The organism is Paenibacillus sp. FSL M8-0334 (assembly GCF_038000405.1).
In the GTDB taxonomy this organism is placed as follows: domain Bacteria; phylum Bacillota; class Bacilli; order Paenibacillales; family Paenibacillaceae; genus Paenibacillus_AQ; species Paenibacillus_AQ campinasensis.
On sequence record NZ_JBBOCH010000002.1, the window covers coordinates 1,755,698 to 1,770,139 of the forward strand.

The window sequence follows — 14,442 nt, forward strand, 5'->3', positions numbered from 1 at the left end:
GCCTTATGATGAAGAGAAGAAAAATTGCGGCCCTGATTGGCTTGTTTTTGCTTATGCTGACGGTGGTTCGCCTTACCTGGATTAATATACAGACCACTTCAACACAGGTGCATGCAGAAAGCGGTGTCCTGGATTTGCGGGATTGGGCCCCCGCTGACAGGCCGATTCTGACCCTTGTCGGAGAATGGGAATTTTATCCGATGCAGCTGATCACACCAACGCCGGACGGCTCGTTTGCAGTGGGCGATCACAGCGTAGCCCTCGCTACAATTCCAGGCAGCTGGCAGCGTGAGATGCCTTCAGGATCTGTCTTCGGGCATGGGACGTATCGGCTGCGTGTGGTGATGCCTTCCGAAGGCTTGCCTGAATTGAAAATACGCGTGCCGGGGATCTCCGCATCCTCGGCTTTGTATGTGAACGGACAGTTGATGGAGCAGTCCGGTCAGCCGGCGGAGCATTCTGACTCCTATACAGCGAGCAATGTGCCGTACTCCATCATGCTTCCGGAACAGGAAGGGACGCTCGACATTGTTCTGCAAACCGCGAACTACAACGACCGTGTAATGGGAGGACTGACAGAGCCGATCAAGCTCGGAACGAACGATGCGATGAACAGGGCTTACTGGTTCTCGGCGGGTGCCCAGGCGACGGTGTTCCTATTGGTCTTGATGCACGCGATATATGCGCTGGTTCTTTATTTTATCGGAGCCCGGGAGAAACCGCTGCTGATCTTTTCCTTGCTGTCGATTAGCGGTGCGGCCACGGTTGCAGTTGACATTGACCGTCTGCTGCCCGCGTGGTTCGGGGTCGATTATGTAACGTCTCATAAAATCTACTATTTGTCCTATTTGGGAGTAGCGGCGCTGGTGCTTCCTTTTATAAGAGGACTGCTGCCAGAATCTCCAATTATGCGCCACTCGCGCTGGCATCTGATAGTATGTATTGTCTTCGGGGTGCTTGTATTGGCACTGCCGGTGGAGCTGTACACCTATGCCGACGTGCTGCATACGCTCCTCATGGTGATCTCGTTTGTGATCACGCCGTTCATCTTGTATTTGGCGGTGCGACGAGGCCTGCCCGATACGATTTATTTGCTGCTTGGATCGGTGGCGCTGGTCTCGAATCTGGTCTGGGGGATTCTGAATTATTCGCTGCTGCTTGATATAGGCTACTATCCTTTTGATATGTTGGCCGTGTTCATATCCTTCGCGCTGTTCTGGTTCAAGCGCTATTTCCGCAATGCTTCCGAGATGGCCAGACTTGCAGAGAAACTGCAGCGAGCAGACAAGCTCAAGGACGAATTCCTCGTCCATACTTCACACGAGCTGAGAAATCCGCTGCATGCCATTATGAATATGGCGCAGACCGTCATGGACAGCGGCGGAAGAGCCGAGGACCGGAAGAATCATTTCCGGCTCAAGCTGCTTGTGTCGGTTGGCAAACGGATGAATATTCTGCTCAGTGACCTGATCGACCTCACAAGACTGCGGGAGAATCGAATCCGGATTGAACCGGCCCCGGTTCTTCTTCAAGCAGAGGCAGCAGGCGTGCTGGACATGGTTCGTTTCCTGACGGAGGGCAAGCCTATTCGGTTTGAGAACCGGATACCGGAATCGTTGCCCCCGGTGCTGGCGGACGAGAACCGGCTGCTTCAGATTATGTTTAACCTTCTGCACAATGCGGTGAAGTTCACGCGTGAAGGTGTCGTCGCGATCGAAGCAGAAGTGCAGGGCAGCAATGTCGTTGTTCGTGTAACAGATACCGGGGTCGGCATGGACGAAGAGACGCTGAGCCGGATTTTCGAGCCTTATGAACAGGCTGAGGAGCATGGAAGAAGCGCCTCTGGCTTCGGGCTCGGTCTGACGATCAGCAAGCAGCTGGTTGAGCTTCATGGCGGCGAGCTGACCGCGACTTCCACTCCGAACGCGGGCTCGGTGTTCAGCTTTACCTTGCCTGTAGCGCCTACGGAGGCAGAAGTCGCAGAAGCCCCAGGAGCCGATACTCCGGTGTCGGCAGTCCGAATGGATGAGGGAGATCTGCTTAGCCAGGTTCAGACGGAGGGAACGCCTGAGACAGCCGGAGCAGAGGCGCCGGAAAGGCCGCGCATACTGGCGGTTGACGATGACCCTGTCAATCTGTATGTGCTGCGCAGTGCGCTCGCACCAGATGCCTATGAAATCGTGACCGCGACAAGCGGTGCCAAGGCGCTGTCTCTCCTCAATGAGACGTGGGATTTGATCATCACGGATGTGATGATGCCGGAAATGTCCGGCTATGAAGTTACCCGGTCCGTTCGCACACTGTTCTCACATTCAGAGCTGCCGATTCTGCTGCTCACAGCACGACACCGGCCGGAAGACATTGAGGCGGGGTTCCGCGCAGGAGCGAATGATTACATCGTCAAGCCGGTGGACGCTCAGGAGCTGCGGGTTAGAGTGCAAGCACTCACAGCGGTAGCCCGTGCCGCTCGCGAGCAAACCCGGTTGGAAGCGGCATGGCTCCAGGCTCAGATTCAGCCGCATTTTCTGTTCAATACGCTGAATTCGGTAGCTGCACTTGCCGAGGTGGATACCGAGCGGATGCAGAGGCTGCTGCTCGCCTTCGGAGATTACTTGCGGTCCAGCTTTGACTTTGCCAATCTGAACCGGCTCGTTCCGCTGCGAAAAGAGCTGGGACTGGTTCAGTCCTACCTGTACATCGAGAAGGAGCGGTTTGGCGACCGTATTCAGATCGAGTGGGAGGTAAACCAGCATCTGGAGCTGAACGTCCCGCCGTTGTCCGTCCAGCCATTGGTTGAGAATGCGCTGAGGCACGGGCTTCTGCAGCGCTCCCGGGGAGGCACGGTGCGAATACGGGTGATTGATCGCGGGGACCGGGCGGAGATTTCGGTTGAAGATAACGGAGTCGGCATCGATCCCAATACGCTGCGGAAGGCGCTGAATCCGGAAGATGGAATCGGTAGTTCTTCAGGCGTTGGTCTGGCGAATACCGATCGAAGATTGAAGCAGCTGTACGGGACGGGCTTGAAGGTGAAGGGAGCTGTGGGACTGGGCACAATTGTTTCTTTTACCGTACCGAAAGAAGGTCGATCCGGCTCAACGTCCAATGATCATGAACGATCTGAAATGATGGTGTAGCATGTGCTGGGCCTGCCATTTGGCGAGGCGTTTCAGGAAAGCGGGGGAATGGGATCCCTCGCTTTTTTGCGTTGAAGAGCGGTTGGGGCTACGGAAGAGGGGAACTTAAGATGAAAAAGAGAAATTAAGATATGGAAAATAATCTGACATACGAAATGGACTGGAATGAAATATACCTTGACAGAATATAGCATATTAACATTATAATGATAAAAAATGTTCTATGACTTAGAAATATGTAATAGAATATGACACGTAATGGGGATGGAGTGAGATTGGCACAAAGGCTGTGATTCATGACGAAACAAAGTAGTGTAATACCAAATGACTTCTAAGTTGATTCCAAATGAATTTGAATTTTAAACCTTAGGGGGCAGAATATGGAGAAAGCTGTTGAATGGTTAAATAATCTGATTTGGAGCAATGCACTGATTTATCTGTGTCTTGGTGCCGGCTTGTTTTTTACGCTTGCTACACGGTTCCTGCAAGTCCGATACATTAAAGAGATGGTCAAGTTGATGTTCCAGGGCAAAAGCTCGGAGGCAGGCATCTCCTCATTCCAGGCTTTGTCGATGGCGCTTGCAGGGAGAGTAGGGACGGGGAATATCGCCGGTGTGGCAACGGCCATCGCCTCCGGCGGGCCGGGAGCCGTATTCTGGATGTGGCTGATTGCGTTTCTCGGTGCCGGCTCAGCCTTTGTCGAAGCGTCGCTTGGTCAGGTGTTCAAGACAAAGCAGAATGGACAGTTTCGGGGCGGACCTGCTTACTATATTGAAAAAGGGCTGAATATGAAGTGGTACGCCATCCTGTTTGCGATCGTAACTGTCATTGCAACGGGTATGCTGCTTCCGGGAGTTCAGGCCAATACCATCGCTTCGAGTATGAATTCCGCTTTTAGCATTCACCCAGCCGTCATTGGCTCGCTGCTTGTATTGGTTCTTGGGATTATTATTTTCGGAGGCGTGAAGCGGATTGCTAATGTTGCCCAAGTGATCGTGCCGTTCATGGCCATTGCTTACATAATTATGGCGCTCATTATTGTCATTGCCAACTTGTCCGAAGTTCCAGCTATTATGAGCCTTATTTTCTCCAGTGCATTTGGCGCGGATGCTGCGTTTGGAGGAATATTGGGGGCAGCGATTAGCTGGGGTGTCAAACGGGGAGTTTATTCTAACGAAGCAGGACAGGGTACGGCCCCGCATGCGGCTGCTGCGAGCGAGGTGTCACATCCGGCCAAGCAAGGGCTTGTACAGTCGTTCTCGATTTATATCGATACGTTGTTCGTGTGTTCTGCAACCGCCTTTATGATTCTCATAACAGGCATGTACAACGTAGCGCCTAACGGAATGGATCCGATCGTTACCAATCTTCCCGGTGTGGAATCCGGGCCGGACTTTACCATTAAAGCCATTGAGACGATCTTCCCTGGATTCGGGGCACCGTTCATTGCGATCGCTTTGTTCTTCTTCGCTTTCACTACGATCATGGCCTATTATTATATGGCTGAAACGAATCTGGCTTATATCAATCAGAAGACCAGACGAATCTGGATGGAGTATGTGCTGAAATTTGCCGTCCTGGGCGTAACCTTCTTCGGCTGTATCCGAACTGCCGATCTGGCTTGGGGCCTTGGCGATATCGGGGTAGGCAGCATGGCTTGGCTGAACATTATCGCGATCCTGCTGCTCACCCGACCGGCGCTCAAGATTTTGCGCGATTATGAACGGCAGAAGAAAGAGGGCAAGGACCCGGTATTCGATCCTGTGAAGGTGGGCATTGCTAATGCCGACTTCTGGGAGAAGGAGTACGTGCCAGAAGCTGCGGCTCAGACACCGCCGAAGAACAGCAATACACTGAATCTGTAGAGAAGCATGCTCTAGGGCCTATGATGTGCCGTATGAATTTGCTTGTGATGAAAGCCGCTTGGTTTAAGCGGCTTTTTCTGTTGTGGTGTAGCAGGTGATATTTATTTATGGACACGGATCGCTGCGTTTTAGCCGTTTCACAACATTGGCAGACTGAAATCATCTAACGTTCGGGTGACCTAAATTCAGCTTTGCACGATTATCCCCTTCATTCAGGGAGGGAGCGGGGGGAGTGCTGCCTGAGCGAAAGGGATAATGGTGCAATGGGTCCTGAAGGTAAATATGGATTTGCCCGAGTCTATGATCATAGCAGCAGAATCGTGTATACTTAATAGACAGCACAGCGATTACGAATAAAGCATACAACAAGCTCAAGCCTAAGGCTTTACATGCCTGTGCTTGAGCTTGTTTGCTTTCAAAAAGGGGCCAGATTTTCTCCAAGAAAACGTGTGCGATTGGGGGTTTAGACAAGCCCCTTGTCCATCGCCATTTTGATCAACGATGCAAAGAGGCTGTTGGACCAGGCGAACCATTCGCGAGAAAAATCTTTCGGGTCGTCAGGGTGGAATCCTTCGTGCATATAGCCAGTGTCTGCATCGGTTGCGATGAGCATATCGATCAGCATCTTGATCTCTTCGTCGTTGTCAGCTGTGAGCGCCTGCATGGACAGCGCCATATGCCATACGTAACCGCCGGGTGTGTGCGGACTGCCGATTCCTTTGGCATATTGGCCTTCGAAGTAGAACGGATTATCGAAGCTGAGCGCAAATCTGCGGGTGTTCTGATAGATCGGGTCGCTGATATCGGTATAGCCGATATACGGAATGGATAACAGTCCAGGCGTTCCCGCGTCATCCATCAGACTGTAGTTGCCGTAGCCATCGGTTTCATAGGCGTAAATCTTGCCGTACTTCGGATGATCCACGATACCGTACGTACGAATGCCGAAGTCGATTTCTTTACGGAGTTTGGCGGCAGAAGCAGCGAGCCGTTCGTCCCGGTATACTTCGCTCATGATGTCTTGGATATGCCCCAGGATGACCACCGCAAACATATTGGAAGGGATGTTATATCCGAATTCACAGCTGTCGTCGCTCGGACGGAAGCCGGACCAGCTCATTCCGGTATAGTTGACCGGCATGCCGCGGCCGTTATTTTGCAGCGTTTCCGTATCCTTGTCGGTTTGGCGGATGAAATGATAAGGCGATTGCTCCGCATGCCGCTGTTCTGTCCGAATAACATGCACGATGGAGGTCAGTGCCTGGTAGCAAGCATCATCGAAAATGCTCGCATCCTCCGTTTCCTTCCAATACATATAGGCGAGCAGCACGACAAAGCAGAGGGAGTCGAGCTCATACTTCCGCTCCCACATCCACGGACTCAGATTGCAATCATCGGTGGCCATGTAATGTCTGTCGTTTGCTGTTTCATTGAATGCATTCGTGTAAGGATCGATATTGACATAGAACATCTGTCTGGCGATCAATCCGCGCAGTATGCGGCGCAGCTCCGGGTCGTCTTTGGCAAATGGAATGTAGTGCCGGACCTGCTCTGTGGAATCGCGGAGCCACATTGCCGGAATATCTCCCGTGAAGACAAAGGTCGTACCGTCATCAAGCAGCTTCGTGGTGGTCTCCAGTGTGTTCGGAAAGCAGTTTCTGTACAGTTGTTGCAGCTTGGGGTGATGCTCCAGCCGTTTATCGGCTTCGTTCAAATGCTGGGTGATGGATGCTGGCAGATTCATTAGCGATCTCCTCCTGAAATGGTAGCTTCACACGTTGCACAAGCGTGAGTGCAGACTTGTTTGATTGGTTCGACTTCTTGGATGTTCGTACGACATGTTCGCACAATCCTTCATGGAGCACAATATGTAGCTTATGCATCTCTTTACAGGGTTCATAACTCACACATTCCGGACAATGACACGGGGGAACGGTACTGGAAGTTTCGATGCAAAAAAGCAGGATAACAGCGCATCACCGCGCACGGTGAGGTGACAATGCACAACTTACACATTTACGATGTCAGCATGTATTCACTAGACTTTGACTTGTAAGCGTTACCTGTGAGTCACCCTGACGTGGAGGTTCGTGAGTGACCAGATAACCTGACATCAATAGATCATTACGAAAGGAGGGGGAGCATGAAGGGGGAAAGACTACTAGCTGCAATCTCTGGAAGCGGTTTAATCCGTCGTGGAAACAAACCATCCAATAAAGATAAGAATCAGACGTCACTCGGAAAAAGAATCTGGGTGAACTGGGAGCTCTATTTATTCTTGGCGCCATGCTTGCTGTACTTTCTTATCTTCCACTACGGGCCGATGTACGGCATTCAGATTGCCTTCAAAAATTTTATCCCCAGCAGAGGAATCATGGACAGTCCATGGGTGGGCTTCGCCCACTTTGAGCGTTTCTTCAATTCTTATTACTTCTGGGATCTGCTCTGGAATACGTTCAGCCTCAGTTTCTACGAGTTGATCATCGGGTTTCCGCTCCCGATTATTCTGGCGCTTGCTTTTAACGAAATCCGCAATGGTCCCTTCAAAAAAACTGTCCAGACCGTTACGTATGCGCCTCATTTTATATCCGTTGTCGTTATGGCCGGGATGATTATTGCTTTCCTGTCGCCATCCACGGGTATTCTGATCAAATTTATGGAATGGTTCGGTATCGATGCGCCGAACTTCTTATCGGATCCGGCCTGGTTCAAGACGGTCTATGTACTGTCTGGCGTATGGCAGAGCACGGGCTGGGGCACCATCATTTACTTGGCGGCGCTCTCGGGAGTCGATCCTCAGCAGCATGAGGCTGCAATTGTGGATGGAGCCAGTCGGTTCAAGCGACTTTTGCACATCAACCTGCCGGCCATCCTTCCGACAATCACTATTTTGTTAATCTTGAACATGGGCAACATTCTGACCATTGGCTTTGAGAAAATACTGTTGCTGCAAAACTCGCTTAATATGGAGTCATCGGATGTCATTTCGACTTATGTATACAGAGCCGGTCTGGTCGACGCACAGTATAGCTTCTCGACAGCCGTAGGCCTGTTCAACTCCGTCATCAATGTCATTCTGCTGGTCACCGTCAACCGAATTGCCAGACGCACCAGCGAGAACAGCCTGTGGTAGAAGGGAGGAAGTATCATTGGTTACCTCGATTAAGGAATCGAAGGGAGACAAGCTCTTTCTTGTCAGTGTCTATCTCTATTTGATCGTTGCGCTGATTGTGGTCCTGTATCCGCTTATTTATATTCTCAGTGCGTCCATCAGCAGCCCGCAGCAGGTGAATACAGGGGAAATGTGGCTGTTTCCTAAAGAGATCACCTGGGCTGGATATCAGCTGGTCTTCGCCAACCCGAAGATCTGGAACGGATATCTGAACACCATCATTTATACCGGAATCGGCACGCTGCTGAATCTGACGGTGACGCTGCCCGCAGCTTATGCGCTCAGCAGATCGGATCTGGTCGGCCGCCAAGCGTTCCTCGGATTTATTCTGTTTACCATGTTCTTTAGCGGCGGGCTCGTGCCAACGTATCTTGTGGTCAGGGATTTGGGGCTGATCAACTCGATGGGCGCACTTATTCTTCCTGTCGCTGCCTCGGTGTGGAACATCATCGTTGCCCGCACCTTCTTTCAGACAACGATTCCGAAAGAGCTTCAGGAGGCGGCCTATATGGACGGCTGTACTAACCTCAAGCTGTTCATCCGGATCGTTCTGCCGCTGTCTGCGCCGATTATTGCTGTCATGGCCTTGTTTTATGGGGTCAGCCATTGGAACAGTTATTTTCCGGCTCTGATTTATCTCAATGATGAAGCCAAGTATCCTCTCCAGATGGTGCTGCGGCAGATTCTCGTTCTTCAGGAGATGACAGCGGAAACGACCGGTGCCGCGCTCAGCGGAGATGCCGCTCGTGCGATGAATTCAAAGGCCGAGACAGCATCACTGATCAAATATGGTGTCATTGTTGTGTCTACTTTGCCAATTGTTGCTCTCTACCCGTTTTTGCAGCGCTATTTTGTCCAAGGGGTCATGATCGGCTCTGTAAAAGGCTAGGGAGAGCATTCATATAATTGGAGCTTAATTATCGAAAGGGAGGATTCATCGATGAAGATTACTAGTAAACCGTGGAAGCTGGTCGTAACGGGACTGACTGTCCTGTCGCTGCTCGCCGGATGCAGTTCGGGCGGCAGTACGGACTCGGCCGAGAAGAATTCAAAGGAGGCTGCAGCTGTAAATAAGGAAGGCTTTCCGATTGTCAATGAACCGATTACACTCACGATGATGGCGCCGGATGTCGGCGTTCAGAACTGGCAGGAGATGGTCGTTCTGCAACAGATGGCTGAAAAGACAGGCATCACCTTCCGATATCAAAATGCGCCGAAGGACAGTTTTGATACGAAGAAGAATCTCGTATTTGCCAGCGGCGATTACCCGGATGTGTTCTATGCTGCAGGTTTGACGCCTGCCGAGCAGATGAACTATGGCGAGCAGGGAATTCTCGTTCCACTGGAGGACCTGATTGAAGAATACGCACCAAACTTCAAGGCGCTCATGGACGAGAATCCGGAAATCCGCAAATCGATTACAGCACCGGACGGCCATATTTACTCTTTGCCTGTCATTGAGTTGAGCCAGCATTGGTACCGTAACCCGCTGTGGTACAACGGCGACTTCCTAGAAGCGCTGAACATCGACAAGTTGCCTGAGACCACCGAGGAGCTGTATACGTTCCTGAAACGCGTGAAAGAAGAGGATCCGAACGGCAATGGCGTTGCCGATGAAATTCCGATTTCTTCGGTATCTACAGCGACGACTAATGTTCGGGATATCCGCACCTGGCTGCTCGGAGCATTCGGTGTTTATGAGGACGAAATCTACGTTGATGATGAGGATGTTGTACGTTATACCCCGATTGAAGAAGGGTTCAGAGAATATCTTGTGTATATGAACCGTCTGTGGGAAGAGGATCTGCTTGATCATGAAAGCTTCTCCCAGACCGCCGAGCAGAAAAAAGCCAAAGCACAGAACAATCAAGTTGCTCTGTTCTCCGACTGGCATGCCTACATGACGAAAGGCGGAGAGCCTTCGACCAAAGACCCGATGTTCATTCCGGTGAAGAGTGATATGGTAGATAAACCGGCCATTGCCAAGAACAGAGGCATTACAACAGGCGCTTTTGCCATCTCGGTCACTAACCCTGCACCAGAGGCATCGATGCGTTGGGTGGACTATCTGTATTCCTATGAAGGCGCACTCTTCTTCAATAAAGGGCCGGAGGGCATGCTGTGGGAGTACACAGATGAAGCGAACCGTGTCAAACGCTATCTGCCAGTTCCAGACGGCATGGAGATGGAAGATTACCGTGCAACGTTAACGCCAAACTACGGCATCCCGGCTCCAACCGTCAATACGGATGATATCAATAAAGGGTTGAAAACTGACTTTGACCTGTGGGTAGAGCAAGAGACGCACGAGAACCTGCTTAATCGTGGAGCCAGACCACCGTTCCCAGCGTTGTTCCTTACCGTCGAAGAGCAGACGGAGATCAACAGCCTGAATTCGGATCTGAGCACCTATGTGAAACAGATGGAAGCGAAATTCGTTACCGGAGCAGAGCCGCTCTCCAGTTGGGATAACTATATCAGCACGATGAAGAAGATGGGTGCCGATCGGGTGGTTGAAATTTACCAAGGTGCTTATGACCGCTGGAAGTCGAACTAAATTTAAATGAGGTTCTATACAAGTTGAACCTGACTTATTCCCTTTGGTTCATGCAAACGTTCAACAGACAATAGAAAGGTGCTTCTACATGAAATACAGAGATCAAACCTTGCCTACAGCAGAGCGTGTTCGCGACTTGCTGGGGCGCATGACGCTGGCAGAGAAAGCCGGACAGCTTATCCAGCCATTCGGCTGGACGTGCTATGAGCGTAAGGCGGATGGCAGCGTCGAGATGACGGAGGCATTTAAGACAAGGGTCGCCCAAGGAGGGATAGGCTCTCTGTACGGTACGCTTCGTGCTGATCCCTGGACCGGGGTAACTCTGGAGACAGGCTTGTCTCCGGAAGAAGGGGCGAAGCTAATTAATCAGATGCAGGCTTATGCCATACAGGAGAGCAGGCTTGGCATACCGATCCTATTCGGTGAAGAATGCTCGCATGGACATATGGCGATCGGCTCAACTGTGTTCCCGGTTCCTCTTGCCATCGGGAGCACCTGGAACCCGGAACTATATCATGAAATGTGCCGGGCGGTAGCATTGGAAACTCGCAGTCAAGGAGGAGCCGCAACGTGCTCACCGGTCCTGGATGTGGTCCGGGACCCCCGGTGGGGCAGGACGGAGGAGTGCTTCGCTGAAGATCCTTATCTCGTGGCCGAGATGGGCGTTCAGGCGATTAGAGGGCTTCAAGGACATGGGCTGGACAGGGATGACGCTATTCTGGCGACGGTGAAGCATTTTGCCGCTTACGGCAGTTCAGAAGGCGGACGAAACTCCGCCGCCGTACACATGGGGCCGCGCGAGCTGCATGAGGTGGACCTGCTCCCATTCCGCAAAGCGGTCGAGGCGGGAGCCCGCTCTGTCATGACCGCTTACAATGAAATTGACGGTGTGCCTTGCACCACCAACCGATATTTACTGCAGGACGTGCTGCGCGACCAGTGGGGATTTGACGGATTTGTCATTACGGACTGCGGTGCGCTCGGCATGCTGGTATCCGGTCATAACACAGCCGATCGTGCAGACAAAGCGGTCGCACAAGCGCTGATTGCGGGCATTGACATGGAGATGTCTGGAGAAATGTTCGAGCAGCATCTCCTCTCCGCAATTGACCGCGGGCTGATTCGCGAATCCGATCTGGACCGTGCAGCGGCACGGGTGCTGGAGATGAAGTTCACGCTAGGATTATTTGATCGTCCGTTTGTCGATCCGGACCGGGCTCGCCAGGTGATCGGATGCAGCGAACACCGGGAGTTGGCGAAGAAGGTGGCGGATGAGAGCATCATTCTGCTTAAAAATGATGCGCGTACGCTTCCGCTGAGCAAAGAGATCGGCAGTATCGCGGTCATTGGGCCGAATGCCGATGCTCCTTACAATCAGCTTGGCGATTATACCTCACCGCAGCCTAAAGGAGCCATCGTCACGGTGCTGGAAGGCATTCGCGCTAAGCTTGGAGGCGAGGCCGAGCGCGTCCTGTACGCACCGGGCTGCCGGATAAAAGGCGATTCGCGGGAAGGCTTCCCGCTCGCCCTGGAGTGCGCAGCCAAAGCGGACGCCGTGGTCATGGTCATCGGCGGCTCCAGCGCGCGGGATTTTGGCGAAGGAACCATTGATCTGAAGACAGGGGCATCTCTCGTCACTGATGACCCGTGGAACGACATGGAATGTGGAGAAGGCATAGACCGCTCGACGTTGAATCTGCTTGGTGTTCAGCTGGAACTCGTCCAGGAGGTGCACAAGCTGGGCAAACCGCTGATCGTCGTTTATATCAACGGCCGGCCGATTGCCGAACCGTGGATCGTGGAGCATGCAGATGCAATTGTGGAGGCATGGTACCCGGGACAGGAGGGCGGACATGCGGTTGCCGACATGTTGTTCGGCGATGTGAACCCTTCCGGGAGGCTTACCATCAGCATACCAAAGCATGTTGGTCAGCTTCCGGTGTACTATTACAAGCGCCGCACACGGGGCAAGCGATACCTGGAGACGGACTTCAACGCTCAATATCCGTTCGGCTATGGACTGAGTTACAGTGAATTCGAGTACAGCAATCTTCAGGTGGAACCTGCCGTGATCTCGGCCGATGAAGAAGCCGTGGTTACGGTTGATGTAACCAATATCAGTGATGCCGCAGGTGCGGAGGTTGTCCAGCTGTACATCACGGATATGGCAGCCTCGCTAACCCGGCCCGAGAAGTCATTGAAGGGATTTCACAAGATCAGCTTACAGCCAGGGGAGACGAAGAAGGTGTCCTTCAGCGTGGGCAGGGAGCAGCTCGAATTCGTATCTGCAGATTTGACACGCATCGTCGAGGAGGGCGATTTCAGTCTTCTGGTCGGTCCTCATTCCGAATCGTATATGTCAGCAACACTGAAAGTAACTACATCCTGGGAAAAAGGCGAGCGAGCATAGCGTTTTCCTGCCACGCTCCTCCTAGATTATCTCTCATATTTAAGCTTTAAGCATTGGGCTTATTCGTACCAGATGAATACGTAATGTGGAGGCATACATCGTCTATGAAAATAACAAGACACCCCAACAACCCGATTGTGGTCCCCGGCAAGTACGAGTGGCGCAAAGTTACGGTCTTCAATCCGGCCGTCATTATCGACAACGGGAAGTTCTACATGATTGAACGAACCGCTGGCTCGCTGACACCTTGCAAAAACTTTCTCGGACTGCTTGAAAGTGAAGACGGCGTGAACTTCACGCATGTAAAGGAAGAGCCGATCGTAACGCCGGACATGCTTGGATTTCCATACGGTAGCGTCCAGGACCCGAGAATTGTAAAAATCGACGGCACCTTTTATATGAATTACGCTCTCAGGCCGTGCGCCATGAGCTATTATCCAACCGGAGCAGGCATACCGGAGCGCTCAATTCCGAAATATCCGGACGGATGGGGAGAAGAGGAGGGGCACTGGCTCACTCGTTCCTCCATTCTGAAATCGGATAACCTGATCGACTGGGAATTTGTTGCCGATACGACACCGCTGGATATTAATGATCGTGACAATATTTTATTCCCTGAGAAGATCAATGGAAAATATGTGCTGCTGCGCCGTCCGGAGGAATACGTAGGGGAAGCCTATGGTACCGACAGTGCAGCGATGTGGATCACGTATTCGGAGGATCTTATTCACTGGGAAGAGCCAAAGCTTCTGGCCAAGGCGGAAAACCCGGTATGGGAATCGAGAAAAATCGGCGGAGCAACGCCTCCTGTACGCACAGACAAAGGCTGGCTCGTTCTATACCACGGGGTCGATGACCAGATTGTCTACCGCGTGGGGGCGATGCTGCTGGACCTGGACAATCCTGAGAAAGTTATTGCGAGGACGCATAATTTCATTATGGAGCCGGAAACGTATTACGAGAAATTCGGCTATCAGATTCCGAATGTGGTATTTCCGACTGGCAATGTGGTGAAGGACGGACTGCTCTACATCTATTACGGTGTAACGGACACGGCCATCGCGCTGGCCACAGTGCCGCTTGATGAGCTCGTGGACTATATTTTGAACGAACCACAATAAGCGAGGTACATCAGAAATAAGCAGGGCCCTTTGGAGAATGCGTCTCCAAGGGCCCTGTCTTTACATATTTGCACTGCGCGCCTGGGAGCTGCACGGTGCTTCGGCTGCATGACTGCGGCCGGGTTGGCCATATGTGTATCCTATAGACCCTATACGTACCCTATAGAGCCCATATGCGGA

At 52.0% G+C, this 14,442-nt stretch carries 8 protein-coding genes; 7 read left to right on the forward strand and 1 reads right to left on the reverse strand.

Annotated features, from left to right (window positions below):
- Window positions 1-5 precede the first annotated feature (5 nt).
- Window positions 6-3,137 carry a hybrid sensor histidine kinase/response regulator gene (locus tag MKX64_RS22075; RefSeq protein ID WP_341037421.1) on the forward strand — a complete coding sequence of 1,044 codons (3,132 nt, stop codon included), beginning with the start codon at window positions 6-8 and terminating at the stop codon, window positions 3,135-3,137.
- A gap of 380 nt (window positions 3,138-3,517) precedes the next feature.
- A complete protein-coding gene (locus MKX64_RS22080; protein ID WP_095397203.1) occupies window positions 3,518-5,002 on the forward strand; it encodes an alanine/glycine:cation symporter family protein in 1,485 nt (494 codons plus the stop codon).
- A gap of 463 nt (window positions 5,003-5,465) precedes the next feature.
- Here MKX64_RS22080 and MKX64_RS22085 read toward each other — a convergent pair whose 3' ends face one another.
- The gene (locus tag MKX64_RS22085) at window positions 5,466-6,746 is read right to left on the reverse strand and encodes a glycoside hydrolase family 125 protein (protein WP_095266093.1); all 1,281 of its coding nucleotides are present in this window, start codon (window positions 6,744-6,746) and stop codon (window positions 5,466-5,468) included.
- Window positions 6,747-7,145: 399 nt separating this feature from the next.
- Between MKX64_RS22085 and MKX64_RS22090 the strand changes: the two genes are divergently transcribed.
- The 5 genes from MKX64_RS22090 to MKX64_RS22110 all read left to right on the forward strand — a co-directional run bounded on the left by MKX64_RS22090 (window position 7,146) and on the right by MKX64_RS22110 (window position 14,262).
- On the forward strand, window positions 7,146-8,135 hold the full coding sequence (locus tag MKX64_RS22090; RefSeq protein ID WP_341037423.1) for an ABC transporter permease: 990 nt from the start codon (window positions 7,146-7,148) through the stop codon (window positions 8,133-8,135).
- Window positions 8,136-8,151: 16 nt separating this feature from the next.
- Entirely contained in the window at window positions 8,152-9,063 is a 912-nt protein-coding gene (locus MKX64_RS22095) for a carbohydrate ABC transporter permease (protein WP_095266095.1), read from the forward strand.
- Window positions 9,064-9,114: 51 nt separating this feature from the next.
- Complete coding sequence (locus MKX64_RS22100) at window positions 9,115-10,731, forward strand: extracellular solute-binding protein (RefSeq protein ID WP_341037425.1); 1,617 nt, start codon at window positions 9,115-9,117, stop codon at window positions 10,729-10,731.
- 88 nt (window positions 10,732-10,819) lie between these two features.
- The gene (locus MKX64_RS22105; RefSeq protein WP_341037426.1) at window positions 10,820-13,141 is read left to right on the forward strand and encodes a glycoside hydrolase family 3 N-terminal domain-containing protein; all 2,322 of its coding nucleotides are present in this window, start codon (window positions 10,820-10,822) and stop codon (window positions 13,139-13,141) included.
- Window positions 13,142-13,245: 104 nt separating this feature from the next.
- Complete coding sequence (locus MKX64_RS22110; protein WP_341037427.1) at window positions 13,246-14,262, forward strand: glycoside hydrolase family 130 protein; 1,017 nt, start codon at window positions 13,246-13,248, stop codon at window positions 14,260-14,262.
- Window positions 14,263-14,442 lie beyond the last annotated feature (180 nt).

Excerpts from the sequence above, each read along its gene's own strand:
- MKX64_RS22090 (WP_341037423.1), top strand. The coding sequence starts at position 7,146 with ATGAAGGGGGAAAGACTACTAGCTGCAATCTCTGGAAGCGGTTTAATC.
- MKX64_RS22110 (WP_341037427.1), top strand. The coding sequence starts at position 13,246 with ATGAAAATAACAAGACACCCCAACAACCCGATTGTGGTCCCCGGCAAG.
- MKX64_RS22080 (WP_095397203.1), top strand. The coding sequence starts at position 3,518 with ATGGAGAAAGCTGTTGAATGGTTAAATAATCTGATTTGGAGCAATGCA.
- MKX64_RS22085 (WP_095266093.1), bottom strand. The coding sequence starts at position 6,746 with ATGAATCTGCCAGCATCCATCACCCAGCATTTGAACGAAGCCGATAAA.
- MKX64_RS22100 (WP_341037425.1), top strand. The coding sequence starts at position 9,115 with ATGAAGATTACTAGTAAACCGTGGAAGCTGGTCGTAACGGGACTGACT.
- MKX64_RS22075 (WP_341037421.1), top strand. The coding sequence starts at position 6 with ATGATGAAGAGAAGAAAAATTGCGGCCCTGATTGGCTTGTTTTTGCTT.
- MKX64_RS22105 (WP_341037426.1), top strand. The coding sequence starts at position 10,820 with ATGAAATACAGAGATCAAACCTTGCCTACAGCAGAGCGTGTTCGCGAC.